The 26224-nt window shown below is 57.6% G+C and carries 21 protein-coding genes and 2 pseudogenes; 5 read left to right on the top strand and 18 right to left on the bottom strand.

Annotated elements, in window-relative coordinates; translation table 11 throughout:
- The coding region (locus tag ACTIFF_RS17630; protein ID WP_439538011.1) for an REP-associated tyrosine transposase at window positions 1-672 on the top strand (672 nt) is incomplete at its 5' end.
- A gap of 225 nt (window positions 673-897) precedes the next feature.
- On the opposite strand, the gene ACTIFF_RS17625 is transcribed toward ACTIFF_RS17630, so the two are convergent.
- On the bottom strand, window positions 898-1101 hold the full coding sequence (locus ACTIFF_RS17625; protein WP_019917894.1) for a cold-shock protein: 204 nt from the start codon (window positions 1099-1101) through the stop codon (window positions 898-900).
- A gap of 469 nt (window positions 1102-1570) precedes the next feature.
- Here ACTIFF_RS17625 and cysQ point away from each other — a divergent pair, with 469 nt between their 5' ends.
- Window positions 1571-2344: a 3'(2'),5'-bisphosphate nucleotidase CysQ gene (gene cysQ / locus ACTIFF_RS17620; RefSeq protein ID WP_439538013.1), complete on the top strand. Its 774-nt coding sequence runs from the start codon at window positions 1571-1573 to the stop codon at window positions 2342-2344.
- An 18-nt stretch (window positions 2345-2362) separates the two neighbouring features.
- Here cysQ and ACTIFF_RS17615 read toward each other — a convergent pair whose 3' ends face one another.
- The 6 genes from ACTIFF_RS17615 to rfbB form a co-directional block, all read right to left on the bottom strand.
- The gene (locus ACTIFF_RS17615; RefSeq protein ID WP_439538010.1) at window positions 2363-3553 is read right to left on the bottom strand and encodes an NAD(P)/FAD-dependent oxidoreductase; all 1191 of its coding nucleotides are present in this window, start codon (window positions 3551-3553) and stop codon (window positions 2363-2365) included.
- A gap of 89 nt (window positions 3554-3642) precedes the next feature.
- Window positions 3643-3921 (bottom strand): hypothetical protein, encoded by a 279-nt coding sequence (locus ACTIFF_RS17610; protein ID WP_439538009.1) that lies wholly within the window; start codon window positions 3919-3921, stop codon window positions 3643-3645.
- Window positions 3922-4469: 548 nt separating this feature from the next.
- Complete coding sequence (rfbC, locus tag ACTIFF_RS17605; protein ID WP_439538008.1) at window positions 4470-5021, bottom strand: dTDP-4-dehydrorhamnose 3,5-epimerase; 552 nt, start codon at window positions 5019-5021, stop codon at window positions 4470-4472.
- On the bottom strand, window positions 5021-5902 hold the full coding sequence (gene rfbA / locus ACTIFF_RS17600) for a glucose-1-phosphate thymidylyltransferase RfbA (RefSeq protein ID WP_439538007.1): 882 nt from the start codon (window positions 5900-5902) through the stop codon (window positions 5021-5023). The genes rfbC and rfbA overlap by 1 nt, the downstream gene beginning before the upstream one ends.
- A 52-nt stretch (window positions 5903-5954) precedes the next feature.
- Window positions 5955-6848, bottom strand: coding sequence for a dTDP-4-dehydrorhamnose reductase (gene rfbD / locus ACTIFF_RS17595; RefSeq protein ID WP_439538006.1), 894 nt, complete (start codon window positions 6846-6848; stop codon window positions 5955-5957).
- The gene (gene rfbB, locus ACTIFF_RS17590; protein ID WP_439538005.1) at window positions 6845-7915 is read right to left on the bottom strand and encodes a dTDP-glucose 4,6-dehydratase; all 1071 of its coding nucleotides are present in this window, start codon (window positions 7913-7915) and stop codon (window positions 6845-6847) included. Before rfbB ends, rfbD begins: the two co-directional genes overlap by 4 nt.
- A 454-nt stretch (window positions 7916-8369) precedes the next feature.
- Between rfbB and ACTIFF_RS17585 the strand changes: the two are divergent.
- The 3 genes and pseudogenes from ACTIFF_RS17585 to ACTIFF_RS17575 all read left to right on the top strand — a co-directional run bounded on the left by ACTIFF_RS17585 (window position 8370) and on the right by ACTIFF_RS17575 (window position 13242).
- Window positions 8370-9479, top strand: a pseudogene (locus tag ACTIFF_RS17585) (IS3 family transposase).
- Window positions 9480-10092: 613 nt separating this feature from the next.
- Window positions 10093-10881, top strand: a pseudogene (locus tag ACTIFF_RS17580) (hypothetical protein); the annotation flags it as partial.
- A 417-nt stretch (window positions 10882-11298) separates the two neighbouring features.
- Window positions 11299-13242: a right-handed parallel beta-helix repeat-containing protein gene (locus ACTIFF_RS17575; RefSeq protein ID WP_439538012.1), complete on the top strand. Its 1944-nt coding sequence runs from the start codon at window positions 11299-11301 to the stop codon at window positions 13240-13242.
- A gap of 37 nt (window positions 13243-13279) precedes the next feature.
- Here ACTIFF_RS17575 and ACTIFF_RS17570 read toward each other — a convergent pair whose 3' ends face one another.
- The 11 genes from ACTIFF_RS17570 to ACTIFF_RS17520 all read right to left on the bottom strand — a co-directional run.
- Entirely contained in the window at window positions 13280-14485 is a 1206-nt protein-coding gene (locus ACTIFF_RS17570) for a glycosyltransferase family 4 protein (RefSeq protein WP_439538004.1), read from the bottom strand.
- Entirely contained in the window at window positions 14469-15782 is a 1314-nt protein-coding gene (locus ACTIFF_RS17565; protein ID WP_439538003.1) for a nucleotide sugar dehydrogenase, read from the bottom strand. The genes ACTIFF_RS17570 and ACTIFF_RS17565 overlap by 17 nt, the downstream gene beginning before the upstream one ends.
- Window positions 15783-15800: 18 nt before the next feature.
- The gene (locus ACTIFF_RS17560) at window positions 15801-17792 is read right to left on the bottom strand and encodes an alginate lyase family protein (protein ID WP_439538002.1); all 1992 of its coding nucleotides are present in this window, start codon (window positions 17790-17792) and stop codon (window positions 15801-15803) included.
- Window positions 17789-18844, bottom strand: coding sequence for a glycosyltransferase family 4 protein (locus tag ACTIFF_RS17555; protein WP_439538001.1), 1056 nt, complete (start codon window positions 18842-18844; stop codon window positions 17789-17791). The genes ACTIFF_RS17560 and ACTIFF_RS17555 overlap by 4 nt, the downstream gene beginning before the upstream one ends.
- Before the next feature lie 35 nt (window positions 18845-18879).
- Complete coding sequence (locus ACTIFF_RS17550; RefSeq protein WP_439538000.1) at window positions 18880-19698, bottom strand: polysaccharide lyase; 819 nt, start codon at window positions 19696-19698, stop codon at window positions 18880-18882.
- Complete coding sequence (locus ACTIFF_RS17545; RefSeq protein WP_439537999.1) at window positions 19695-20696, bottom strand: glycosyltransferase family 2 protein; 1002 nt, start codon at window positions 20694-20696, stop codon at window positions 19695-19697. Before ACTIFF_RS17545 ends, ACTIFF_RS17550 begins: the two co-directional genes overlap by 4 nt.
- Window positions 20696-21466 carry a glycosyltransferase family 2 protein gene (locus ACTIFF_RS17540; protein ID WP_439537998.1) on the bottom strand — a complete coding sequence of 257 codons (771 nt, stop codon included), beginning with the start codon at window positions 21464-21466 and terminating at the stop codon, window positions 20696-20698. The genes ACTIFF_RS17545 and ACTIFF_RS17540 overlap by 1 nt, the downstream gene beginning before the upstream one ends.
- Window positions 21463-22683 (bottom strand): glycosyltransferase family 4 protein, encoded by a 1221-nt coding sequence (locus ACTIFF_RS17535; protein WP_439537997.1) that lies wholly within the window; start codon window positions 22681-22683, stop codon window positions 21463-21465. Before ACTIFF_RS17535 ends, ACTIFF_RS17540 begins: the two co-directional genes overlap by 4 nt.
- Before the next feature lies 1 nt (window position 22684).
- A complete protein-coding gene (locus ACTIFF_RS17530; RefSeq protein ID WP_439537996.1) occupies window positions 22685-24205 on the bottom strand; it encodes a flippase in 1521 nt (506 codons plus the stop codon).
- A complete protein-coding gene (locus ACTIFF_RS17525) occupies window positions 24202-25665 on the bottom strand; it encodes an O-antigen ligase family protein (RefSeq protein ID WP_439537995.1) in 1464 nt (487 codons plus the stop codon). The genes ACTIFF_RS17530 and ACTIFF_RS17525 overlap by 4 nt, the downstream gene beginning before the upstream one ends.
- Window positions 25666-25676: 11 nt before the next feature.
- On the bottom strand, window positions 25677-26224 hold a 548-nt coding region (locus ACTIFF_RS17520; protein WP_439537994.1), incomplete at its 5' end, for an NAD-dependent epimerase/dehydratase family protein.

The raw sequence follows: 26224 nt of genomic DNA, 5'->3' as shown, positions 1-26224 counted from the left end.
CGGCGAGGACGCCGCTCCCACAAAAACTTCGCTGCTCGCCGCCCGCAGAGCCGGCCCGCCATGCCGAGCCAGCTGTGGATCACTGCTCACACAGGAAAACAGCGCTACTCGCCGCCCTCCAGCCCTTCGTTGATCATGCGAGCCAAACTCAAGCTGGCACGCCGCGCGAACACTTCATGCATCTCGATTACCCAAATAGGATCATTTAGATCTATTCTCGTCTTCATGAGGAAACAGCCTGCATCGCGTCGCCTTCGAACCGGCCGCACATCGATTCCGGGCCAGGTCTATCTGGTCACCACGGTGACCCGCGAACGCAAGCCGGTGTTTGAAGATTTATCTGCTGCGCGCCGGACGATCCGGTCGCTGATCGAATCGGCAGCCTTCGGTCACACAGCAACATTGGCGTTCGTGCTGATGCCGGATCACCTGCACTGGATGCTGCAGCTCGGCAACTCTCTCAGCCTGAGCCGCGTCGTGCAGCAGATGAAATCATTCAGCGCCCACGCCGCCGGCACGGCGTTGTGGCAACCGGGGTTCCACGATCACGCGTTGCGTAGCGACGAAGACCTGCAAGCCGCCGCACGCTACCTTGTCGCCAATCCGCTGCGTGCAGGGCTCGTGCGTCACATCGGCGACTACCCCCATTGGGACGCGGTGTGGCTCGGATGAGGCCGCTGACTGATATCTGAAGCGGCTCGTAGCGGCGATCAGAGCAGCGATGGCCGCTGTGCAAAGCGCGTATCGCGGCGAGGCAGCAGCTTCCACAAAAAAATGCGCGGCTCCCCGCCCGCAGGGCGGCATGATCGACAACCTGCAGACGAAAAAAAAGCGCACTTTGCAGTGCGCTTTTTTCATCGGAGACCGCCTTGCGGCGGCTTCACGCTGTCTGAAAAATCAGAGCGGCTTGATTTCCGAGGCTTGCAGACCCTTCGGGCCGCGGGTCACTTCGAAGGAAACCTTCTGGTTTTCCTGGAGCGACTTGAAGCCGTTGCCTTGAATGGCGGAGAAGTGCGCGAACAGGTCTTCACCACCGTCGTCCGGCGAAATAAAACCAAAACCCTTGGCGTCGTTGAACCACTTAACAGTACCAGTTGCCATTTTCGAATTCCTTTGAATACAGATTTAAACAGGCCATCACAGTGTGCAATGACCGTAGTGCAGGGAAACCTCAAGGGGAATATGGCAAGCGGAGTACTGACTTGAAAATCGAGAACCGACGCACAACACGTTCATGCTTGAAATCACCTACAGACGTGCTTATACGGGATTTAACGAAGCGACGCAAATGCTATTTCAACAGTTGTGTGGGGGATGCGGTCTGCCGCGGGGCGATATCCGGCACGGCACGCGGTTCATTGATCGATGCGAGCGCATGATCACAGCATCGGAACGGGCGGCCTCATCATGCAAATGAACTTTCAAACAACCGGAAACGATTGCCAGACTCGGCTTTCGATAAACTCGCCTCGCAGCGCCATCGATCGCCACGGCGCACCCGTTCATGTGGCAGGCTTCGCAAACGCCACGTCATCCGCCTCCGTCACGCCACCACTGCCTCCCCGTGAAAATGACCGCCGAACTTGAGCGCTTGCGCACCCGTGTGATCGACATTGCACGCGCTGCAGGGGGCTGCGTGATGGATATTCACGCCCGCGCCACGATCGATGTACGCATCAAGGCCGACGCCTCCCCCGTCACGCTGGCCGACGAACAGGCGCACGCACTGATCACCGCGCGCCTCGCCGCGCTGACGCCCGACATCACCATCGTGTCCGAGGAGGCCGCTGCACCGACCCATCCCCCCACGCTGGACGGCTGCTTCTGGCTGGTTGACCCACTCGACGGCACGAAGGAATTCATCCGTCGCAACGGTGAGTTCACCGTGAACATCGCGCTGATCGATGACGGCCGGCCCGTGCTGGGTGTGGTGTTCGCGCCTGCGCTCGATCAAATGTATTCCGGCGTTGCCGGGCGCGCCGCCTGGCTCGATGACACGCACGGCCGCCGTGCCCTCGCCTGCCGTCATGCGCCCGCAGAGGGGCTGACCGTCATCGCCAGTCGCTCGCATGGCGATACCGGCGCACTCGACGCCTTCCTCTCCCGACGAAAGGTCGCGCAGCGGCGCGAGGCCGGCTCGTCGCTGAAGCTGTGCCTGATTGCCACCGGCGAAGCCGACGTGTATCCGCGCTTCGGCCGTACGATGGAATGGGACATCGCAGCCGGCCACGCCGTGCTGGGCGCCGCCGGCGGTCGCGTCGAACTGACCGACGGCTCACCTTTGCGCTATGGCAAGCCCGATTTCGAGAATCCGCACTTCATCGCCTGGGGATTGCGTGACTGATCGACGCGCGCCGAGGGCTCAGGCCGCCTGCCCCGCGCACCAGCCGGACGACCACGCCCACTGGAAGTTGTAGCCACCGAGCCAGCCGGTCACATCCACCACCTCGCCGATGAAAAACAGCCCCGGCACGGCGCGGGCGGCCATGGTCTTCTGGTCGAGCGCGCGCGTATCCACGCCACCCAGCGTCACTTCCGCCTTGTTGTAGCCCAGCGTGCCGGCAGGCTGTATTGGCCAGCCCTTGAGGCGGCGCGCGATGTCGCCCAACGCCGCGCGCGGCAACTCGACCAGCGCGGCGTTCCAGCTGCCCGCGCCTTCTACATCCACCCACTGCTGTGCGAAGCGCTTCGGCAGATGATCGGCCAGCAAGGTAGCCAGTGTCTGCCGACCGGCGCGTGCGCCGTGCAGCCAGCCTTCGGCGTCGTGCACCTCGGGCAGCAGATCGATGACGACCGGCTCGCGCGCGCCGGCCTGTTGCCAGTAGCTCGACGCCTGCAGAATCGCCGGGCCCGACAGGCCGCGATGCGTGAGCAGGGTCTGTTCGCGGAATGACGGCCCGTCGCACGAAGCCACCGAATCGAAGGACGCGCCCGACAGTTCGCCGAAGCGCGCCAGCCAGGCCGGGTCGAGCGCCAGCGGCACCAGCGCCGGCTTCGGCGGCACCACGGCCAGCCCGAACTGTTCGGCCAGCCGGTAACCGAAGGGGGTGGCGCCGATCTTCGGCACCGTCAATCCGCCGGTCGCCACCACCAGCGAGGTGCACTCGCGCGGACCGTCGTCGGTGTCGACGCGAAACCCTGTATCGGTGCGCGCCACCGCCGTCACTGCCGACGGCATCTGCCAGCGCACGCCGGCCACGTCGCATTCGGCCTTCAGCATATTGATGATCTGCATCGACGAGTCGTTGCAGAACAACTGGCCCAGCGTTTTTTCGTGGAACGCGATGCCGTGGCGCTCGACCAGTGCGATGAAATGCTGCGGCGTGTAGCGCGACAGCGCCGAGCGGCAGAAATGCGGGTTCTGCGACAGGAAACTGGCCGGTGTCAGATCGCGGTTGGTGAAATTGCAGCGCCCGCCGCCCGAAATGCGGATCTTCTCGGCGAGCTTCGCCGCGTGGTCGATCAGCAACACCGAACGCCCGCGCGCGCCGGCCGTGGCGGCACACATCATGCCCGCCGCGCCGGCACCGATCACGATCACGTCAAACTTCATGGGAATCAATCAGGCCTGGATCATCTGGCCGCCGAGTGTAGCGCGGGCGCGCTCGCCAACCGATCCGTGCAGGGCTCGGCGGCGCCGCGTCAGCGCGCGGGGAATACGCGGATCTCGTCGCCCAGATCGAACATCAGCACCAGCCGCGAAGTGGGGTAGGAGGCTTCGGCGTCCTGGGCGTCGGACCAGTTGCAGTAGGTGACGGCGGTCTCGGGCGAATCCAGCCAGTGATTGTCGGCCCGCTCGTGCGGCGTCGAGGCGCGGCAGAAATATCTGAGGGTGATGCGGCATTCAAGTCCGAAGCCCATGAACGTTGCGTCGGGCGGCAGATCGAGCAGGCGCTTCAGCATATCGACGGAAGACGTCAACGGCGACTGAGCGGGTCTGTCAGCGCCTGCATCCACGCAACACTTGCCGCCACTGAGCCGCTGCCTCATGACCAAATTCCTTGTCATAAAAACGTCATGCTAGCAGGCGAGATTCCCCCGGGATAGCCTGATGACATAACGGCACCTGAAAACTCGGCCGGTCGCTGATGAAATCCCGGTGGTGCCGGCCCGTGCTCTGCGCAGTTTCTGCAGTGGAGGCGGCCTCCACTGTTCTCCGGGACGAACGACTCCGCGATTCTCAAGGAGCGGCGATGTCGACGCGATGAGCGCTGCAATCTTTGTGGGAGCGGCGTCCCCGACGCGATACGCACTCTGCAAGGCGACCATCGCTGCACAATCGCGGCGAGGGCGGCGCGGGGGTTTCGGCGAGCACTGCTCGCCGCCCGCAGAGCCGGCCGGCCATGCAGGGCCGGCAGTGGATCGCCGCTCCCACAAAAACTTCGCTGTTCGCCACCTGCAGCGCCAGCTCGCCATGCAGCGACAGCAGTGGATCGCCGCTTCACAGCCGTCGCCCTCACACAGCCATGTCAGAGCTCGGCGAACACCTCGCACTCGGCGAGCGGCTTGCCGGCGATGTCCTTGGGGGACAGCAGGGGCGGGCCATGAAGCGACCACTCGACGCCGACTGTCGGGTCGTTCCAGGCGAGGCTGCGCTCGTGCTCGGGCGCGTAGTAATCGGTGGTCTTGTACAGGAAGTCTGCCGATTCGCTCAGCACATAAAAGCCATGGGCGAAGCCGGCGGGTACCCAGAACTGGCGATGGTTGTCGCCGCTCAGTTCCACGCCGTACCACTTGCCGAAGGTGGGCGAGCTGCGGCGCAGGTCGACGGCCACGTCGAACACGGCGCCCTGCACCACCCGCACCAGCTTGCCCTGCGGCTGGTTCACCTGGTAGTGCAGACCGCGCAGCACGCCTTTGCCGCTTCGCGAGTGATTGTCCTGCACGAACGGCACGTCCAGCCCGGTTGCCTCGCGGAACGCCCGCGCGTTGAAGCTTTCCATGAAGAAGCCGCGCGCGTCACCGAACACCTTGGGCTCGAGCACCAGCAGGCCGGCGATACCGGTTTCGACCACCTTCATCAGAACACCCTCTCGTCGATGATGCGCAGCAGATACTGACCGTAGCCGCTCTTGGCCAGCGGTGTAGCGATGCGCCGCATTTGCTCGTCGTCGATCCAGCCCTGCCGCCAGGCAATCTCTTCCGGGCAGGAAATCTTCAGGCCCTGACGCTTTTCCAGCGTCTGGATGAATTGCGCCGCGTCGATCAGCGAGTCGTGCGTGCCGGTATCGAGCCAGGCGTGGCCGCGGCCCATCACCTGCACATCGAGCGCGCCGCGGTCGAGATACACGCGGTTCAGGTCGGTGATTTCCAGTTCGCCGCGTGGCGACGGCTTCAATGCCTTCGCGAATTCCACTACCTGCTGGTCGTAGAAGTACAGCCCGGTGACCGCGTACCGGCTGCGCGGCTTGGCGGGCTTCTCTTCCAGACTGATGGCGTGCCCGGCGGCGTCGAATTCGACCACGCCGTAGCGCTCCGGGTCGGTCACCCGATAGGCGAACACGGTGGCCCCCGCGGTGCGCGCACTGGCCGCCTTCAGGTCGTCGGCAAACTCGTGCCCATAGAACAGGTTGTCGCCCAGCACCAGGGCCGACGGCGCATCGCCGACGAAGTCTTCGCCGATGATGAAGGCCTGCGCCAGACCATCCGGACTGGGCTGTACCGCGTACTCGATGTTCATGCCCCAGTTCGAACCGTTGCCCAGCAGCTGCTCGAAGCGCGGCGTGTCCTGCGGCGTCGAAATGATCAGCACGTCGCGAATGCCGGCCAGCATCAGCGTGCTGAGCGGGTAGTAGATCATCGGCTTGTCGTACACCGGCATCAGTTGCTTCGATACCGCGATGGTGACCGGATGCAGCCGGGTACCGGAGCCGCCGGCCAGTACGATCCCTTTGCGTGTCATGCGATGCCCCTGCGTGTCATGGTCTTGCTCCCGAATCGGTTCCAGAAAATGTTCAGAGAATCTCGGCCAGCATGCGATCGACCCCCTGCTGCCAGTGCGGCAGCACCAGCCCGAAGGTGTCGTGCAGCCTGCGCGTATCGAGGCGCGAATTGAGCGGTCGCGCGGCCGGTGTCGGATAGTCGGACGTGGGGATCGGCAGCACCGCATCGGCGGCCACCTTGATGTCGTGCCCGGCCGCCCGCGCGCTCTCGATCACGTGCATCGCGTAGCCGTGCCAGGTCGTTTCGCCTGCGGCGACGCAGTGGTAAAGACCGGCAAGCTGCGGGTTGTGGCGCAGCGCGCGCGCGGTGTGTGCGGTGACGTCGGCCAGCAATTCGGCGCCGGTCGGCGCGCCGAACTGGTCACTGATCACCGTCAGCCGGTCGCGGTCTTTCGCGAGCTTCAGCATGGTTTTCGCGAAGTTGCCGCCGCGCGCCGCATACACCCAGCTGGTGCGCAGGATGAGATGGGTCGCGCCCGAGGCCGCGATGAGCTGTTCGGCTTCGAGCTTGGTGCGGCCATACACGCTGAGCGGATTCGTCTGCGCGGATTCGTCGCGCGGCGCATCGCCGCTGCCATCGAACACGTAATCGGTCGAGTAATGGATCAGGTGCGCGCCCAGTGCGGCCGCTTCGGCGGCGATGCGCCCGGGCGTCGTGGCGTTAAGCATGCGCGCCAGAGCCGGCTCGCTTTCGGCCTTGTCCACCGCGGTATGCGCGGCGGCATTCACGATGAGGTCAGGCGCCACCTTGCGCACGGTGGCCGCCACCGCGTCCGGCTGGCTGAAGTCACCCGACAGCTCGCCCGCGTTGTCGAAATCCAGCGCGATCACGTGGCCCAGCGGCGCCAGCGCGCGCTGCAATTCCCAGCCGACCTGCCCGCCCTTGCCGAACAGCAGTATCTTCATGTGCCCTGCTCCGCGCCGTACTGCTGCGTGACCCAGTCGCGATAGCCGCCGCTCAGCACGTTATTCACCCAGGGCTGGTTGTCGAGATACCAGCGCACCGTCTTGCGGATGCCGGTATCGAAGGTTTCCGCCGGCCGCCAGCCCAGTTCGCGCTCGATCTTGCGCGCATCGATGGCGTAGCGGCGGTCGTGACCCGGGCGGTCCTTCACGTAGGTGATCAGGCGCGCGTACGGGCCGGCCACGTCCGGCCACACCTCGTCGAGCAGCGCGCACACGGTGGCCACGATGTCGATGTTCGTCTTCTCGTTCCAGCCGCCGATGTTGTAGGTCTCGCCCAGCCGCCCGCGCGCCAGCACCTCGCGGATCGCCGCGCAGTGGTCCTTCACGTACAGCCAGTCGCGCACCTGCTGACCGTCGCCATACACCGGCAGCGGCTTGCCGGCCAGCGCATTGACGATGATCAGCGGGATGAGCTTTTCCGGGAAGTGATACGGGCCGTAGTTGTTCGAACAGTTGGTGGTCACCACCGGCAGGCCGTAGGTGTGGTGCCAGGCGCGCACCAGGTGGTCGCTCGCCGCCTTGCTGGCCGAATACGGGCTGTTCGGCTCGTAGGCGTGGGTTTCGGTGAAGGGCGCGTCGGTCGGCCCGAGCGAGCCATACACCTCGTCGGTACTGACATGGTGAAAGCGGAACGCCGCCTTCTCGTCGCCTTCCAGCGCGCCCCAATGTCCGCGTGCCGCTTCGAGCAGCGTGAAGGTGCCGGTGACATTCGTCTGCATGAAGGCGCCCGGGCCGTGAATCGAGCGATCGACATGCGATTCGGCCGCGAAATGCACGATGGCGCGCGGGCGGTGCGCCGACAGCAGCCGGTCGATCAGGTCGCGGTCGCAGATGTCGCCCTGCACGAAGATGTGGCGCGCGTCGCCATCGAGCGAAGCGAGGTTCTGCCGGTTGCCGGCATAGGTCAGCGCATCGAGATTGACGACCGGCTCGTCCGAACCGCCCAGCCAGTCGAGAACGAAGTTGCTGCCGATGAAGCCTGCACCGCCGGTGACAAGTAGGGTCATGGTCGATTCCACACAATATTGCAATGCAGGATATCGCACCGAATTGAGCGTTCGATGACAACCCGGACGGATTGGGTGACAAACACCTCACCCTGCACGATTCTGCGATGCCTGCGCCACAGGCGCATGGCCCTGCACGGCCAGCTGACGCTGCGCGCTGCGAGCCGTGAGGATTTCTTGTGGGAATAGCGCCCTCGCCACGACTGGCGCCATTGCCGTGTGGGAGCAGGGTTTCTGTGGGAGCGGCGGCCTCGCCGCGATACTCACACTGCACAGCGATGGCCACGGCACTCTTCGCGAAGCCCCCGTGGGAGCGGCGGCCCCGCCGCGATACGCACTCCGCACAACGATGGTCACAGCACTCTTCGCGAAGGCCCTGTGGGAGTGACCTGCTCCTGACTTTTCGGACCGGTTGAAACTTGAGAGGATGGCTTCCAACAGCAGAGAGGAAGTCATGCGCAAGAGCCGTTTTTCGGAAGAGCAGATGGTCAAGATCCTTCGCGAAGCCGACAAGGCGCCGGTGGCGGAGGTGTCGAAGAAGCATGGGGTCAGCGAGCAGACGATTTACACATGGAGAAAGCGCTTCGGCGCGATGAACGCCGATGAGGTCAAGCGTCTGCGCCAGCTCGAAGTGGAGAACGCCCGGCTCAAGAAGATGGTTGCTGAACGCGACCTTGAGATCGACGTGATGAAGGAGATCGCGTCAAAAAAATGGTGAGCACCTGTGCCCGTCGGGCGCAGGTGCTGCTTGCAGAAGGTAAAGGGCTTTCGAGGCGGCGTGCTTGCGCGCTGCTCAACGTATCGCGCTCCGGCCTGGGTTATGTGTCGCGACTGGATGTTCGGGATCGGCCGGTGATCGAGCAGATGCAGGAGCTGGCGGGTCAGTATCCACGGTACGGCTATCGGCGCATTCGTATCTTCCTGCGCCGCGCCGGGCTCAGTCTGAGCATTGATCGCACCTGGCGGCTGTGGAACAAGGCGGGCTTGCAGGTGCCGCGCAAGCGAGCGCGGCGGCGGGTGGCAAGTCAGCGGGACCAGGTACAGCGTGCGCCCGCAGCAAACCATGTGTGGGGCGTACGACTTTGTGTTCGTCACCTGCGCCAACAGTCAGCAGCTCAAGTGCCTGACGGTGATCGACGAGCACATGCGGGAGGCACTGGCGATCGATGTGGCGGGCAGCATTCGTTCGGAGCGCGTAGTCGAGGTACTGAGCCGGCTGATCAGCGAACGCGGTGCGCCGAAGTTTCTGCGCTCGGACACCGGCCCGGAATTCGTCTCGACCCGGTTGTTGCAGTGGGCTGCGGACAAGGGCTTGCAGAGGGCGCTGCCGCTGCCGGGCAAGCCGTGGCAGAACGGTACCGATGAGAGTTTCAACGGCAAGTTTCGCGACGAGTGCCTGTCGATGGAATACTTCCGAAACCGAACGGAAGCGCGGGTCGTGATCGAACAATGGCGGCGCCATTACAACGCAGTACGACCACACTCTGCACTGGGCTACCTGACCCCGGCGCAGTTCGTTGAATCCCTGTCAGGCAAGGACCACGAAGCCGCTTCTCTCAAGTAATTCGTGGTCCGAAGAATCGGGGCAGGTCACCATTGATTCACGCTGTTGTGTTTGCCGAGTTTAGTCAAAACATAACTTAGCGCGTGAGATCCAGGATCGCTCCGCCCCTGAATCGGGTAAAACGTTAAATTTTACAAACTGTTACACGACACCCTCGTGGCATGCTCGTCTGTGCGTTGGCAGACCTAGAACGTTTCTCCGCTTGATTGTTAGCAAATCCACGTCATGTCAAAACTTGTACAGATGACCACGCGGCCTCGACACACATCCTTCGACAACTCAAGTTCGCTCGCGAAATGTCGCCATGATTGACATCACAAGTAAACGATAACCATCGACCATTCGCGCACCACCGGTTGCCAGAACCAGTAGTGAGTGTTCGACGCTAGTGCAGCGCAGACTGACTGAAGACGCATTGCTGCTGGCAGTCCGAACTAACCAATCTGGATTCGCATAAATATAAGTAAGCCATCGCTGTTGCGAGATTAATGATGCTGCGACGTACGGTAACGTCTTTGCTATAGATTCGATCAAACATTCAGCCACGTCGTTCCGGACTTATTTGGATAGACGCACGAGCATTCATTTTTCATTATTTAAGTGATATTCCGCCATGCCTTCGAATCCTATATTTTTGCCAACCTTGATAACTCTCACAGCATTCGCATGCTCACTTGCGCACGCTGCCACTTATTACGTTGACTCTCAAAACGGCAATGACAGCTGGAATGGTAGAACCGGTGACTTTATTGGAGGGACATCGTTGAGTGGCCCTTGGCAATCACTTGCGCGTGTGAGTGCGGCAAACTTGATGCCAGGCGACATCGTAAAGCTAAAATGTGACCGCAAATGGACTGAACAACTCACTCTGACGGCGAGTGGAACAACGACAGCTCCTATAAATTATACAAGTTATCCGGACGTATGCTCCGACACACCACCCAGTATCCAAGGGAGTGTACTGATACCCTCGCATGAATGGCGTACTGCCAACGTTGCAAGCAGATACATCGACCGTCGGCTGAATCTAATGCCGGATCCCGAATTCGCTTCGTCTTCCACTGGTTGGCGAACATGGTCTCCCAATGGAGACTCGACGCTCCAGCTAAGTAACGCGTGTGCTACTGCCGGTGGATACTGCCTGCAACTCCGTAGCGGGACAGGATCTGGAAACACTGTTAATTACAGCCCTACTTTTCCGATCATCAGCAAGACGTCCTATAGATTAAAATTCTCATACTTTGCAAATGTAGGTACACGTATTCGAATTGTGATGCGTCGAAATGTTCAACCGTTTGACGACGTTGGCGTTTCTCAAAACTATTTTGGAACGGGGAGTTGGGAAAATGTGAGCGTAGATTTCCAATCTACGCGGGAAATTGAAAACGCAAGACTTGACATCGAAATCCCACCAGGAGGCCTTACCGCAAAGGTTGACTCCGTAAGAGTCGAGCAACTAATTCCCCAAGCATTGATGTTATTCAATGGCGAGCGAACCCTAACGCCAGCACACCATCCTAATGTTGGTCACAACACGTCTCGCCCGAATTCTCTGTACTTAGTGAACGCAGCCGATTCGAATAGGATTCTCACGGCAAGCGGTAGTTACGGTAGCGACTATGTGACCGCATCACCGGATCTCACGACAGACAAACTACAGAAGATTACTGCCGGCACCCCGATTTCTCTCCGAGTCACTCCTTGGTTACTTGAAGAGCGTCGAGTTACCTCTGTAACTGGGTCGCGCATTTACTTTGATCGCCCTACAACGTATCAGTTGAAACGCGGCTGGGGGTTTTTTCTTTCAGGACGAACATGGATGATCGACGAACCCAACGAATGGGCGAACGACGACTCTTCTTCGAAAATCTACTTATCGAATTCCGTCACTTCACCAGACGAACCAATACGTTTATCCATAAACCCCGTGTGTGTAAGAGCAGTTGGTATTGCACACAACGTGCTAACTGGCATTGACGTACAAGATTGCAGCATTGCGATTGACGCAACGAACTCGAGAAACTTGAAATTGAGCCGAGTAACGCTCAAAAGACATGAGAAGTATGGTGTTTACGCACCGGGAGCAGTCGACTTCGATGTTTCCGACTCAATTTTTTTAAGAATCGGAATGGAAGCGATTAACGGCATCGAACAAGGCGTTGGATTTGCAGTCGATGCATCCATACGCAGAAATCTCTTCAGCGAAATCGGTGTCGAAGTTACGGATGGAAAAAATTACGCCCTTCCACGGCCGTCTAGGGGCGCACTTTACGTTGGCACGAACACGATTATTTCCGAGAACCGGATCGAGAAAACAAGTTATCACGGCATTCGGCTTGCAGGAAGTAACTCTGCCCAAGGAAACATCATCGATTCGACTTGTCTCGCACTTGACGACTGCGGTGGGATTTACGGCACGCGCTCGTCATCAAATAGCACGATTACCGACAACATAATTTCCAATACTATTGGATGGATCGAAGGCAAGCCAATCGGATCCACCTCGCAATCAGAAGGGATTTACATTGATGATCACGCGACGGGCATCTCAGTAACTGGCAATACAGTAACGAGTAGCGACCACGGAATCTTGCTTCACAACAGCTCAAACAACTATATTTCTTCAAATACGTTGTTTGGAAATCGTCGCCATGAAATATGGCTTCTTGAAGACTCAAATTCGTCTGACCCGCTGGGAGATCTTTCCGGAAATGTAATTGAGAATAATCTTATCTTCACGACAGTATCCTCGTCATCATTGCGCCTTGAGTCACTTATTGCGAACACTTCACGCTTCGCCTACTTTGATGGGAACCGTTATTCCTCCCTATTTTCACCACGCGTAGCAAGCGAGTCGAGCCCTTCTGTAAGTCGCTCCCTCACGTTTCCTGAATGGCAAGGCAACTCTTCCCAAGCTGCCCTTGCAGCCGCGGTCGCTGGCCGCGATCTAAATGGAAGCATTCTCCAGTCCGTTGGATACGCGAGCTACCTTATACTCTCCGCAAATTTGATTTCAACCACAGTGAATGCAGTACCCATTGCCTGGACACCTTGGAACGACGCACAGCCACTGGCTAGCGTGCAATTCGTATCATGCACGCTTGGCGCATGTCTTGAGCTCAAAGCTGGCGGTTCAAAATCGCTAGTTGCTTCTCCTCCCTTCTCGGTTCGTGGGGGACAGAGCTACAGGATCAGCTTTGACGTACAGGCACCCGACGGAGTGACTGGAATAGCCGTCGTTGTACGACGCGGAGGGGGGGGGAATAACGGCTTCGAGACGCTCAGCCCGTTCGAATCAGTTACCACTGCGGGCGCGTTCATTCGCTATGCGTTCAATTTCAAATCGCCTAAGACCATAAGTAAATCGGACCCAGTTACGCAAGATATCGGCGCCCGAATTTACTTCGAACGCCTCCCTGCTGGAAAAACTATCCGCATCGCGAACCTCGAGATCGTTGAGACAAGTCCGCAGGACACCACGATCCGATCGAGTCTGCTCACAAATGGCAACTCATACAATGAATCTTTTGAATGCCCAATTGCGGATACACAACCCGAGGCCTGCGCCAGTTACTTCGACTACGCGACGGAAACGTCAGTCACATGGCCGATCAATTTAGCACCTGGCGAATCACAAATAGTTTACACAAGGGATTTGACGCTGATCGACAGCGACAGCGACGGCATCGCTGACCAGAACGACCAGTGCGCTGCAACGCAAGCGGGTTCTATGACAAATGCTCGAGGCTGCTCGCTTCCATAACGAGAAGGGGGAGACACCGTCTCCTCCTTCTTTATTTTTACTCGCCACCAAACACACGGTTATACGCAGCAAGGAGCTTGGGAGCCTCATAACGCCACTCCAGTTCTTCTTCTACTCTCCGACGGCCTAGCTCCCCCATGCGGACTCTTCGCTCCGGATCATCCAGTAATTCGACGATTTTGCACGCTAGATCCACATGATCATTCGGCGCAGCGTACAAAGACGAATCCTGTGCTGAAAATCTGCCTTCCGTGAGATCGAACTGCACGATTGGCTTGCCGAGCGCCATGTACTCCATGATCTTGTTCATGGTCGACTTGTCATTCATCTCGTTCGCCACGTCGGGATTCACGCAAACGTCGGAGGTGTTGAGCATAGACAATAAGGCTGCATCGGGAACACGCCCCGTGAAGGTGACGTAGTCAGAGACGCCGAGCTCATCCGCATAAGCCTTCAATTCTTCGAGTGAGGTTCCACCCCCAACCAAACCAAAATGCACGTCGGCTCTACCCATGACGATAACCATGTGCTGAACTGCCCGCAACAGGTAGTCGATACCCTCCTGCTTGCCCATTACTCCGACGTAACCGACCAGATAGCGTCTACCCTTCTTGAGCGATTCGACTGGTGGCACTAGCTTTAATCGATCGAGTTTTGGTCCACTGCGTACAACGAAGACATCATCCGGGTTCATACCGCCGCGTTCGATGGCTATCCGTTTGTACGAATCGTTCGTTGCAATCGATACATCGGCTATCCTGAATGTCAAGCGCTCGCAAAGAACCATCAACTTGTAGAAAAAATCCCGTCGTCCAAACTTCGCCTCATATAGTTCTGGATTGATGTCGTGATGATCGAAAACGAACTTCTTGCGGAGAAAGAACTTGAAGAAACCACCCACCAGAAAGATCAGGTCTGGAGGATTGCAGGCGTGAATTACATCAAAACCGCGCCTAAACAAGATCTTCCATGCAAGCCCGAACTCCCACAACAGCGCGCTTGAATACTCAAGCGCATAGCCAAACGCCCCTTCTGCCTCTATTGGAAGGTCATGACGGTAGATGTGAATACCGTCTATCACTTCATACTTGGATTCATAACCCTTGCCCGTCGGACAGATTATTGTCACCTCATACCCAGCATTCAGCAGTGTGGTGGACTCCTGCCAAACCCGCCGGTCGAACGGCGAAGGCAGATTCTCGACAATTACCAGCACCCGACGCGGCTTACCAGCAGATGCCATCATATCGCCCCAATTCGCTCTTGCCAGGCGTCACTCGCACCAGATCGACAATTACCTGGCCCGGGCGCAGTTGCTCTAGGACCGCACTGAATTCCTTGGCGCTATTTCCAATCACGATGACCTCGGCAAACTCTAGAACTTCAGTGATCTTCGTCACCATCAGTTTGGAGATATGCGGGATGTGATTGAGGATGTAGTCGCGATTCGCGCCCGTCAAGGCAGCCACGTTCACGTTCTGATCGTATAGACGAAGGTCGTAGCCTTTTCCGAGCAACGCCTCAATGACTTCGACGAGAGGCGACTCCCTAAGATCATCAGTGCCTGCCTTGAAAGCAAATCCGAGAAAGCCGACTTTCCGCTTCCCATGCCTCACGACCATATCGATACCCTTTTGAATCTGCCGCTGATTGCTCGGCATGATGGAGTTGAGTACAGGCAGGTCGAGATCAAGGCTCCGTCCTTTGTAAGTCAGGGCTCGAACATCCTTGGGCAAGCATGAGCCGCCAAAGGCAAAGCCCGGCTTCATGTAATAGGGGGAAAGGTTGAGCTTCGTGTCCTTGCAGAAAATCTCCATGACCTCATGGCCATCGATGCCAAGTGCTTTTGACAAGTTGCCGATCTCGTTCGCGAACGCAACCTTCAGGGCGTGCCAGTTGTTGTCCGTGTACTTGACCATTTCCGCTGTTTCAACGCTTGTCCGGACAAGCGGCGCGTCCATCTGCGCATACAGACTGACAAGGGCGTCGCCAGCGAGCTCATCGGTTTCGCCGATTACGGTCTTCGGCGGGTTGTAATAGTCATAGACAGCAGTGCCCTCGCGCAGAAACTCCGGGTTGTTGCAGACGCCAAAACCTTGGCCTGCTACCTTTCCGGAAAATTGCTCAAGAGTCGGGATCACCACCGATCTCATCGATCCCGGAAGCATCGTCGAACGAGCAACCACAACATGGAAGCCGTCCTTCTCCTTGAGCGCGGTACCGATCTCCTCACACACGCGGCGAACGTATGAAAGATCGAGATTTCCGTTCAGCTGCGACGGAGTGCCGACGCAGATCAGCGAGATTTCAGAGCCGAAAACCGCATCGGCGACGTTCGTTGTAGCACGTAGTGTTCCATTCGACACAGCAACCTCGATCATCTCGCCAATATCCTTCTCGATAATCGGAGTGAGCCCGCGATTTATCAACTCGACCTTGGTCGGGTTCGGATCAACACCGATTACGGTGTGTCCGTCATTCGCGAGGCAACCAGCCGAAACCGCGCCTACATATCCCATCCCAAAGATACTGATCTTCATAGCCACCTCATTTTCAATTCACGAAAAAAACGAATACTCGATCGTGGTTACGATACGGACTGAACCATACGTCCTTGCGTGATATCGCGCCGTCACAATTGGCTCACGACAATCGAATCGTCGGGAAATCCACCCTGCGGGAGGCGAATCAGAGCCGGAAAGCAGTTCGAGCGAAAAGTCCTTAATATCCAGGCTAAGTGAACCTCTAGCGCGAGCCGTCTGCCATTCAATCGCCCGGTTGTTCACAGCGACCTCGCACCGTTCTGCGAAGTGCCAGAACAACTCAACCTCATGTTCACCTTGGGTTATCACTTCGTCAGTGATAGCGAAACGATGTCCTTCTGGATCAAATTCAATCCGCCGTCGATGCAGGGCCGGAGTTTCAAGCCTCAAATAACCGTTGTGCTCACCTACAAAAACCTGCCTGCCATCTATCGTCGAGCCGTGCTCGATCAGTGACGCCTGCGCTTTACGGAGCCACATGAAATTGCCACCAATCTCCGATTGATCCTGACCATCGATGCGCAGCGTGTTGTGCGCCGACGTGCCGCGGAAGTAGTCACGCCACAAGCGTTGCGTGTGATACGCGAAGGTGCCTGGATCAACCAGAATCTCATCACCAGCAATCGAGAGACAGAACGACAGAGCGTCCGCATGACCATGCGCTGCGATCGACAGATAGCCAAGCGGACCGCAATCGGCTAGCGCCAGTACTTCCTTAGACTTACCGCGATCACTGCTCAGAAGGTAGTACCCACCTTCGGGGAACGCCAATACGTCCGAAAGCTGCGGTCTCGCGTTCGAGTTTAACGCCGGAAAAGTCTCCGCAGCCTTATCGCCCAGAAGCCACCGCGTCTTGTCGTCGGCCCTGCCTGCCGCACCCGCCAAGACCGGGTTGTCAAAAATCAAAGCGCAAGCCGCAAGAAGCGAACGATACACATGCCAGTTTGATTCTTGAGACAACCGTACCAACACTGCGTCGTCCGAATCGCCAATCATGGGAACCTCACCTGACACATTCATCACTGCCGCGACGAATTCAGCCAGCTTCTCAAGGCGCTTGTGATAGTCCGCTGAGAAACCGTGCCCGTGTGCCTTTGCAATCGCGCGGCACAGGAACATCATGTCCATCACCTCGTGCTGGTAATAGATCGCCTGCTCGCGATTAACTCCGTCCGCCGCGTTTTGTTTGAGTGACTCTTCCTCGAAACCGCGCACAGCGACTTTCTGCCATATTGGGCATTCCTCCCAGAGCGGCCAGTTGAACGAACCAACCAACAGCCCCAAATATTCGCCGAGCAGATGATTGTTCGCCGAGGAATAGCGCGAAAAGTGTCCTGCAATGAAGTGGCAATGCTGATAAACAGACTGGAGCCAACGCGCCCTGAAATGCCCGCCATCAACACCATCGAAAAGCGTCGAATCTTCTCCGCCGAGCAGATGCCATGCGAAGTACCAGTTAAGAAGCCGAACTGAATGTTCCAGCGAGCTCGTCCAATGCACGCCGTAAGGATAGGGACACTGGTCGAACCATGAATCCAGCAACATCCGGCAACCTTCAGCATACCGTTGCTCGCCAGAGAGATGCCACGCCTGAGCAAGCGTAACCAGTTCAAGATGCCGCGAGGGTTCCCACAGGTACTTGATATCCCCGACTTTGCGTTCGTCGCGGTAATCGAGCGTTTTGCCAAATTCCATTGGCGCAACAATGTCGGTCCGGCAATCACGATTCCATTCCGGCGGAAAGCCGAGCTGCGCGCCCTCGAGCGCGAACACATCGAAGTAGCCTGCCAGAATGCGATCTGCCGCGTCCGTGTAGCGCGCCACCTCGAAAGCGCGTGGCAAAGGTGCTACCCACGGGCGTCCAGTTTCGCCGCAGGGTACGGTTACTTTTGCAAGTCCGATGCCCCTTTTCTCAAGCTGCGCGCGTAAAACATTCGAAACCCGGTAAAAAACCTCAGCGGGCCCCATCAGGCGGACGCGATTTAACTTCCACGCGATACTTGTCATGCCTTAGCCCCAAGCTCGCGATAAATCTCCTCCACGCGGGGCAATATATGCTCGACGGAGAAGGTCGATACCACCTTGTTTCTCGCCGCAACACTGGCTTTTCTACGCAGGTCATCATCGTCAAGAAACCGCCCAAGCTTGTCCGCGAGGTCTGTCACATCGCCCGGAGTGACAAGAAAGCCTTCCACCCCGTTGGTTACCGCCTCAGCGATTCCTCCAACCGGCGTTGAAACAACCGGAAGTCCATGCGACATCGCCTCAAGGATGCCCATCGGCAGACCTTCGTTGTATGAGGGCAATACATAAATTGAGGACCTTTCGAACAAAGCCGTTTTTTCGTCTCCACGAATCCAGCCGGCGATATCCACTTTCTCGGCGATCTTTAATTCCTCTGCGAGCGCCCGAACTTCGGCGAGGTCACCATCGCCAGCCAGAATCAGCCGGAATGGCTTATCAATCAAAGCAGCTGCACGCAGTAAGTCATATGTGCCTTTTCGCTGGCCAAGACGGCCGAGAAAGAGAATTGTGTTTCGATCCCGTTTGAGAGAATCTTGTATATCGTGCACAACGACAGGGTTATAGATGCAAACAACGTTCTTGTTGCTCGAGATCGCGCACACCCACTTGCGCCAGGTCTCCGAGAGAACGATCACACTGCCGGCACCATCGAAAAACCATCGCACAGCGTTCTGACCAAGAGCGCCGCACTCACTTTCATAAAAAATGGCAAATTCAGAGCCGTGGAGATGAATGATCGTCGGAACGCAAAAAGCTCTTGCCAATAAAAGATAGGCCGCTTTTCTCCAGAAGCTCGCGCGCGATGACATATGCACATGAACAAGACTTACATCCCTGCGACATAGCATCACGAAAAGCCGCACCATTGAACTCATCATGATGCTCAGCTTGCTTAGGCCACCACCATCACAATGTGATGGAAGATATCGAACATTCATTCGATCAAAGAAACCGGCGTCCCTGTACACATTCACCACCGACGCGATGCCGCCCATCGTGTCGAATCGGGTACCGATCATTACAGCTTTCTTCATCAACTCTCCACCTGTCTCTTAACCGATTCGAACGATCAGCGCGCAAGTTCGTCAAGCAATTCCTGATAAGTCGCCTCGTTTCCCCCGAGAACGACACCACGTGTCAAAAGACTGATGGTTTCGAGGCCTCCTATACCGGCAGGTGCATAGATTCCCGCTTTCGCGTAATTCAACGATCCGGGCCGACCGTCGGTGTCGTAGGTGTTGGGTCGATTCCGCTCGCTGATGACACGTTCGTTATCAATCCAGACATCCATTTCTCCCTCGCCCGGTGTAGACGACCACTGCACGCGCACCACCCAGCGATACCACTTGCCTTTCTTCAATGGCGCCACCCACGGGTATCGCCGCACAGAACCCTCGGTCCGCGGCGGATCTGCGGCACGCGCCAACCTCGTGTTGTACTGGGTCATCAAGAACACGCGCCCGTCCTGAATCTGAAGACTCAGCGGCGGCGCCAAATGAAGATGGTCGTTCCCGTGAAGTTGGGCAACCACGACTGCCTGAGGGATCAGAACCCAGCTTTCCGGTACATAGAACTCAAAGCCGTACCAGCGGACATCTGGTCCGTTAAGCGCACCGTCGCCGCGCGGCACAATTTCTGTCCTAAGTCCGCCGGCCACGGCGCCGTCGTCCCGATGCAAGGTGACTTGAAGCACCTTGCGTACTGAATCGAGCGGATCAGCAACCCATTTCAAGCGCTCCTTCGACCGCGCCTGAACGTAATAACGGGAATCGAGCGACGACTCGGTAACCACGCCGCCCGCTTTCGTCACCTGCGCAAACACAGGTGTCCAAATCATCAGCGCGCAGCAAGCAAGCCACTCAATGACGAACGCAAACGAAACCTTCATTGGATTACCCTGAAATCAATAGGTAACATTGGGTTTGGCACCTTGCGCAACGCGCCTGAAAGTCCTGCCAATGCATACAGATGCCAAGCCAGTACCGCCAGCACGGCATCGCGAACGCTGCGCTTGCGCGAAGCGATCAGCCCGACCACCCCGGACCAGACCCCGATTTCAGCCAGCACGAACGCCACCGCAGACGACTGTTGCCCCAGCAGCGCCCACATCAAAGCAAGGCAGAGCGATGCGGCGTGCAGGCATGGCGCAAAGAAAAGAAGCCGGACCCGACTGACGGTAGCCCACCACCATGACGACCCTACCGCTGAACGCAAAAACATACCGTAGGCCGCCATGCGCCCGTTGCGCCAGAGGCGCGACAACATCTGGATGTCCGTCTCTTCATGACCGGTATGTCGCACGGCTAGTAACGGTAGCCGCCTGAGGCGCCAACCGGCCATACGTAGCCGAACGCCCAATTCAGCCTCCTCGCAGGCGGGCAACCAGCGGTGTGACAGGTAGCCTACCGCCTCAATCGCACGCCTCCTGTACAGCCCACCGCCACCCAGATCCGACGCGTCACTTATCGCTGCCACTGCGCTGTAGGCGCCGGCGCGACGCTTGTCTGCCGCGTTATTGATGCGGGTGTCCCTGAGCACCCCCCCGACACCCGCGACATCGGGATGTGCTTCGAGATAGCCCTGCGCCTCGCGAAGAAAACCCGGAACCAGCGTCATGTCACCGTCAATCACGTAAAGGTAGTCACCCTGGGCGCACTGATAGCCGAGTTGAACTGCAGCCGCACACCCTCTATCTCTTCGCTCCGCAAACTGGACGACCCGCACCGGATACGCACGCGCAATTTCAAGTGTTCGGTCGGTCGAACAGGAATCAACGAGAATGATTTCGACGTCCAGGCCCCGAGTTTCCGACATGATGCTGTCGAGGCACTGGGCAATGTGCGCCTCTTCGTTCAGCGCCTTCAACAGAAATGAGATGCGAGGCATCAGTGCTCAGTAGCTTCCGCCCGCAAGCGTCGGGTACGACGCAGATAGCGCAGCCCGAACACCAGGGTTTGCCAAGGCGCAGCGCCGAAATAGCGGCGCCGTACTGACCACTCCTCCTGTCGGGCCTTGAGCTTGTTTGCGCTCGACAGGCTACCTGGATGGTCGCGGAACACGGTCAGCGGCTCATCGATGATTTGTGGCACATACTTCTGACCGATACGGAGCCAGAGATCGATGTCCATCGCGTACTTCAGTGTCTCGTCGAACCCACCTGTCTCGTTAAAGAGGGCTCTGCGAATGAAAACCGCAGGATGGGCGACCGAAATCGATCCCATGGCATAAGCGTGGTGCGAAAAGGGCGCATGCCGTGCATCCCATATGTCGAGCGCGCCACCATGGTCGATGAGGATGGAGCCGTAGAGCCACATGCAGGCCGGGGCCGCTTCGAACCGTTCCGCAACGAGCCGCAGCGTCGAAGGCGACGAGAAATAATCATCGGAATGCAGATGACAGAAAACCTCGCCAGACGAATGAAGCACCCCCTGATTCATTGCGCGACTGATGCCACCACGGATGTCGCGAAGCACCCTGGCCTGAGGGCAGCGTTCAGCAATCAGCTCGAGCGTGCCGTCTGTCGAGCCGCCGTCGACAAACACCTGCTCAAAATCCCGGTATTCCTGCGATTCGATTGATTCCAGCGTTGCAGCAAGGGTAGCAACGCTGTTCCATGTGCACGTAATCACGGAAATTCTCGGTTTGCCGGCACTCATTCAGCGATTTCCTCATAAACACTCACAATCTTCGCGGCGATGCTCACGACATCCGCACCGAACACTTGGGGCATCTCGCGACTTACCGGCTCGCGCTTCACGGCCGCCATGGTCAGCTGAACCAGATCTGACATGTCTTTGGCGAGTGCAAGCTGGCCCGGGTAGCGTACATAGGCAGCCAACTCCGGCGTCCCGCCGCGGGCCAGTGCGATGCACGGCCTGCCCAGACACAACGCCTCGAGCACGGTCGTTCCGCATGACTCTTCCAAAACAGAAGGAACCACACATACATGCGCAACACGTGTCCGACGGATGACCTCTTCGTACGCCTGCCACCCAGAAAAACGGATTTCTTCCGACGCGTAGGCGCTCTCCAAGCGCGGTCGATCCGGGCCATCGCCCACGACATCGACGACGACACCGGGAATCAGGTGAGGCCTCAACGCTTCTAGGAACGCACCGAAGCCCTTGGCTTCATCGATACGCCCCGCGACCAATATCGACCCAGGCTTCACATCGGCACTCTGGCCAACGACTTGCATCAGCCGTTTCAGATCGATGAAATTGTGGATGACATGAGACTTGCTCATCACCGCGCGCGGAACAGCGCGTGTGAAGTTCCGCCTCAGAAAATCCGACACAAAAATCGTCGGGCGCTGAGCAAAGGTTTCGGCAACTTCCCGTCGGTAGCGAATGACCGCATGTGCACTGACCGCGGTTCGTATCGTTCCGGGCGCCGCGTGCATGCAACGGGCACAACTCGCCGGATCGGTCAATTCGCATACGTTACCCTGGCGAAATCGAATATGCATGACGCACTCACTACCCTGATCGTGTCGTGTCTGAACGAATGGAATCGATGCCGGCAGATAACGCCCAACCATCGGCAGATGGCCGTGGTAATGGACAATCCGGTAGCCGTCCGCATGCGCAAGTATTGCATCCGCAATACGACGCGCCAGCGCCGGCCGTTTGGGTGGCATGAAGACGCCTAGCTGAGTCTCCTTCCAGCCGTTCCGACTCATCGTAAAGCCCTCGATGAAGCGCCCCTTGAAACCGAGTTCATCGCGGGATGACGCATAGTCACGGTCGCTGCGTCCGAGAATATCTACCTCGTGCCCGAGGCAGATGAGGTGATTGGCAAGCGTGACCACGTGCTTGCCGAGTCCCCCGACCTGCTGCGCCGGCAGGTCTTCTGTCACCATCAGGATGCGCATATCAGCCCCGCCTGAAGTTCAGTTTTTGCACCCGCAGCAGCACACGTGCCCGATCCTCAGGAACCAGTACAACCCAATATCCATATGCAGCAATAATCGATACGGCTACGCTTGCTATCGACAACAGGGCCCATGGATGCAGGCCGACGTAGTTGGTTACCGCAAAGGTCAGCAAGGCAAGCACCACGACACCCGACAGCGGTACGAGATAACTGCGTGTGAGCAGCACGGACAGCTCACAGGGCACCGTACGGCCATGGACGTAGCCAAGAAAAGCAATGGTCAGTAGTAGTGCAGACACGAGGTGACCCATTGCGGCGCCTTCGATTCCATACACAAGAACACCCGCATAAACCGCACACAGTCCAATAAGTGCTCTGGATATTGCAAAGCCGCCGGTTACATGTGGATGGCCCAATCCATCATTCACAAGTGAAGGAATATTGGTCATCGAATCGATGAATTGGGCGCATGCAACAATCGCAAGAATAGTCGCGCCCTTGGCAGCGAAATCAGCGCCGATCCAGTAGTAAAGAATCGGATAAGCAAACACAGCGATGAAGACAAGTACCGATGCATTCAAAAAAATCACATAGCGACTCGACTTGACGTAAAGAGCTCGCAGTTCGTCGATGCGGCCATGGGCTGACAAGGCGCTAGCCGTTGGAAACAGCACCCCGGATAACCTGAAACTCATGCCGAGGATTCGATTGGCAAGCGTGGCAGCGACCGTGTAGTAAGCAAGCTCGCGCATGCCGACTAGCGCACCAATGATGAGCTTGTCGGCATGTGTATAGGTAAGAGCTGCAACTCGAGACAGGAAAGAGTAACTGCTGAAGACCAGCAACTGGCGAGCGACTTCGGAAAACTCCTTAGTCAGTTCAAGCTCAGGAAGTAGCCTTCGTATTGCGCGCCATAACAGCGAACAATTGATCACGCTGATCAAAACCCGCAGATAGATCACTTCCACTAGGCCGTACCCAAGCCAAAGCAAGGCTACCGTTGCCAAAGGAACGAGCACCCCGAAGAAAATTTCAAAGCGGCTGCTGACGTCATAGCGCATCAGAGCTTGCGGAACACTCTGCAAATACGTCTGAATCTGGCCGAACATAAATCCGACAGCACCGATTCGAAGGCTGGTTTCCGCCATATCATGCAGGGGTTCAGGAACGGAAAAAACTTCTCTCGCGAGGTAGCCAGCGCTGAAATAAAGAACCACCGCGCCAACGACGCCAATAACCGAATAGACAATCAAACCAAAACTGATTGTTCCGTTCAGTTTTTTGGTGTTTCCCGTCGAATGAAACTCTGAAACGTACTTGACAGACCCTGCGGTCACGTTGATGTCAAGTAACGCAAAATAACCGACAATGGAGGTGACGAGCGTGAAAACGCCATAACCACTATCGCCCAAGCCTCTGACGATAAATGGAATGGTAGCAAGCGCAACGAGCGCCGGCAGTACGCCGCCGGCGAGGTTGAAGACCGCATTGTGCAGAATGCGCATCGTCTTTGTGGTCATCCTTGCAACTGGGGGACGAACACACCATTTCCCGACGGTTTGCGCGCCGCCTTGACCGGCGCGACCCCGATATTCGACGCACCTATCGCAAGGTAGGGTAGCGCGATGCATAGCGCGATCATTTGCATGGTCCGAACCTGCGGGATCGGCGTACCGATAATGAAATCGGGAAGCATGAACAGAAGGCCACCAACGCCGGCCAAAGCGAGTGGTCTTGAAAGTGGATTCAATGCTTCTCGATTTCGACGCCAAAACATGATGAACGCAAAAACGATACCTCCGAGCAAGATTAAGCCAATGAGTCCCGTCTTGAGACCGATGTGCAATATCCCGCTATGTAGAAAGGCACCCGCATCCGGCCCTGTTTGCCAATCGATACGTTGATAACCCGCGTAGCGACCCCACGCACCAATACCCGCAATCGGATGGTCAATAAAGTCCGCAAGGGCAAACTTGAGTTCCAGCACTCGGTCGCCTTCAGCCCCATGCCTCTTTGAAATCAAGTCGTAGAAGAACGCGTTGATACCATCCCCCGCACCGGTAACCTGTGAAAGTCTTTTCTTTGCAACATAAGCGATACCAAGCAGGCCGACTGGGACCACAAGAAACGCCACTCGCCATCTTGTGCGCGACGGCAGCTGGAGGAGGAGGAACAGACCACCAAGCATGAGACCGACCCATGCGGTACGGCGGAAAGAAAGAAGAATGCAAAGAGCTGTAGCAGCCACCGTTATCCATAGCAGCCATCTCCACCAACGATTGAAAGTGTGCTGGTCTGGCTGCAACAGCCGCACCGATGCGAGTGCAAGTGCGATAAAGCAAAGCAGATTGTCGTTAATATCAAAAAAGGTAAGCTTTAGATCAAGTCCGCTACGGTTTGCATAAGCATTAGCCGGGTCGCCCCCAAAGGCAGCCCAGCGTACCAATCCAAAAATTGCCCGCCCCAGCCCGAAGACAATAAGGAACTTCGTCAATTCCTCTACATCCGCCGGAGATCGGAATGCCGAGAACATGGCGAGCATCAGTACCCACATCCAAATGAGGTTCGAAAACCCCATTCCACCCACGATATCCTTGAAAGGCTGACCAAGTGCAAGGCCGAAACCTATGTGAGCAATCAAAAGTAGAAGCCAACCGCCAAACCATGAATTCAGATTGCAAGCAACGGGGCGGCCTCGTGCAAACACTAATGTGAACCGCATCCACAAGAAAGCGCCCAGTAGTAGCCACATGATAAGCGGTGCGTAGAGGAGACCAGATCCACGCCCCCATATTGATGGCGCAACAGCCTCTTTCAAACCAAAGGTTGTACCGGACACCGTCAAAAGAATGACTAGATATGGGTACACCACGAATCTCGGCTTGCTAAGTGTCACACCTGCGTAGACGACGAAAACGGTCGAAACGATCAACACCACGATAATTGGCAGTGACGCGAAGAGGAGTGAAATGAATTCCATCTTGGTAGCGCCTAGCTTTTGTAATTGAAATCTTCGTAAGCTGACGCAAGCCCCGCAGGTAGCGAAGTTTCAGCGCGCCAGCCAATACCTTTGAGCCGCGTCACGTCCATCAGCTTGCGCGGCGTACCGTCCGGCTTGGTCGTGTCGAACACCAGATCACCATCGAAGCCAACCACCTCGCCGACGAGCTCGGCCAGTTCCTTGATCGTGACGTCTTCGCCGACACCCACATTCACCAGCGGCGGCTCGAAGCGGCCTGTCCTCGACTCGTCACTGCCCAGGAGGCTCGCGTATTTGTCGTCCGGCAGATTGATCAGGAAGACGCAGGCGTCGGCCATGTCGTCGCTGTAAAGGAATTCGCGCCGCGGCGTACCGGTGCCCCAGATCGTCACCGTCTTCTCGCCGCGCTGCTTCGCTTCGTGAAACTTGCGCAGCAGCGCAGGAATGACGTGGCTGTTCTCCGGGTGGTAGTTGTCGCCCGGCCCGTACAGATTGGTCGGCATCACCGCCAGATACTGCGTGCCGTACTGCCGGTTGTAGCTCCAGCACATTTCGATGC

Source organism: Methyloversatilis sp. (genome assembly GCF_051861465.1).
Lineage (GTDB): Bacteria > Pseudomonadota > Gammaproteobacteria > Burkholderiales > Rhodocyclaceae > Methyloversatilis.
Note: the sequence above shows the minus strand (reverse complement) of the source record. Positions and strands in the feature narration are given on the sequence as shown.

Bases quoted from the DNA above. Each gene is read 5' to 3' on its own strand.
- ACTIFF_RS17625 (WP_019917894.1), bottom strand. From the start codon at position 1,101: ATGGCAACTGGTACTGTTAAGTGGTTCAACGACGCCAAGGGTTTTGGT.
- cysQ (WP_439538013.1), top strand. From the start codon at position 1,571: ATGACCGCCGAACTTGAGCGCTTGCGCACCCGTGTGATCGACATTGCA.
- ACTIFF_RS17615 (WP_439538010.1), bottom strand. From the start codon at position 3,553: ATGAAGTTTGACGTGATCGTGATCGGTGCCGGCGCGGCGGGCATGATG.
- rfbC (WP_439538008.1), bottom strand. From the start codon at position 5,021: ATGAAGGTGGTCGAAACCGGTATCGCCGGCCTGCTGGTGCTCGAGCCC.
- rfbA (WP_439538007.1), bottom strand. From the start codon at position 5,902: ATGACACGCAAAGGGATCGTACTGGCCGGCGGCTCCGGTACCCGGCTG.
- rfbD (WP_439538006.1), bottom strand. From the start codon at position 6,848: ATGAAGATACTGCTGTTCGGCAAGGGCGGGCAGGTCGGCTGGGAATTG.
- rfbB (WP_439538005.1), bottom strand. From the start codon at position 7,915: ATGACCCTACTTGTCACCGGCGGTGCAGGCTTCATCGGCAGCAACTTC.
- ACTIFF_RS17575 (WP_439538012.1), top strand. From the start codon at position 11,299: ATGATCGACGAACCCAACGAATGGGCGAACGACGACTCTTCTTCGAAA.
- ACTIFF_RS17570 (WP_439538004.1), bottom strand. From the start codon at position 14,485: ATGGCATCTGCTGGTAAGCCGCGTCGGGTGCTGGTAATTGTCGAGAAT.
- ACTIFF_RS17565 (WP_439538003.1), bottom strand. From the start codon at position 15,782: ATGAAGATCAGTATCTTTGGGATGGGATATGTAGGCGCGGTTTCGGCT.
- ACTIFF_RS17560 (WP_439538002.1), bottom strand. From the start codon at position 17,792: ATGACAAGTATCGCGTGGAAGTTAAATCGCGTCCGCCTGATGGGGCCC.
- ACTIFF_RS17555 (WP_439538001.1), bottom strand. From the start codon at position 18,844: ATGAAGAAAGCTGTAATGATCGGTACCCGATTCGACACGATGGGCGGC.
- ACTIFF_RS17550 (WP_439538000.1), bottom strand. From the start codon at position 19,698: ATGAAGGTTTCGTTTGCGTTCGTCATTGAGTGGCTTGCTTGCTGCGCG.
- ACTIFF_RS17545 (WP_439537999.1), bottom strand. From the start codon at position 20,696: ATGCCTCGCATCTCATTTCTGTTGAAGGCGCTGAACGAAGAGGCGCAC.
- ACTIFF_RS17540 (WP_439537998.1), bottom strand. From the start codon at position 21,466: ATGAGTGCCGGCAAACCGAGAATTTCCGTGATTACGTGCACATGGAAC.
- ACTIFF_RS17535 (WP_439537997.1), bottom strand. From the start codon at position 22,683: ATGCGCATCCTGATGGTGACAGAAGACCTGCCGGCGCAGCAGGTCGGG.
- ACTIFF_RS17530 (WP_439537996.1), bottom strand. From the start codon at position 24,205: ATGACCACAAAGACGATGCGCATTCTGCACAATGCGGTCTTCAACCTC.
- ACTIFF_RS17525 (WP_439537995.1), bottom strand. From the start codon at position 25,665: ATGGAATTCATTTCACTCCTCTTCGCGTCACTGCCAATTATCGTGGTG.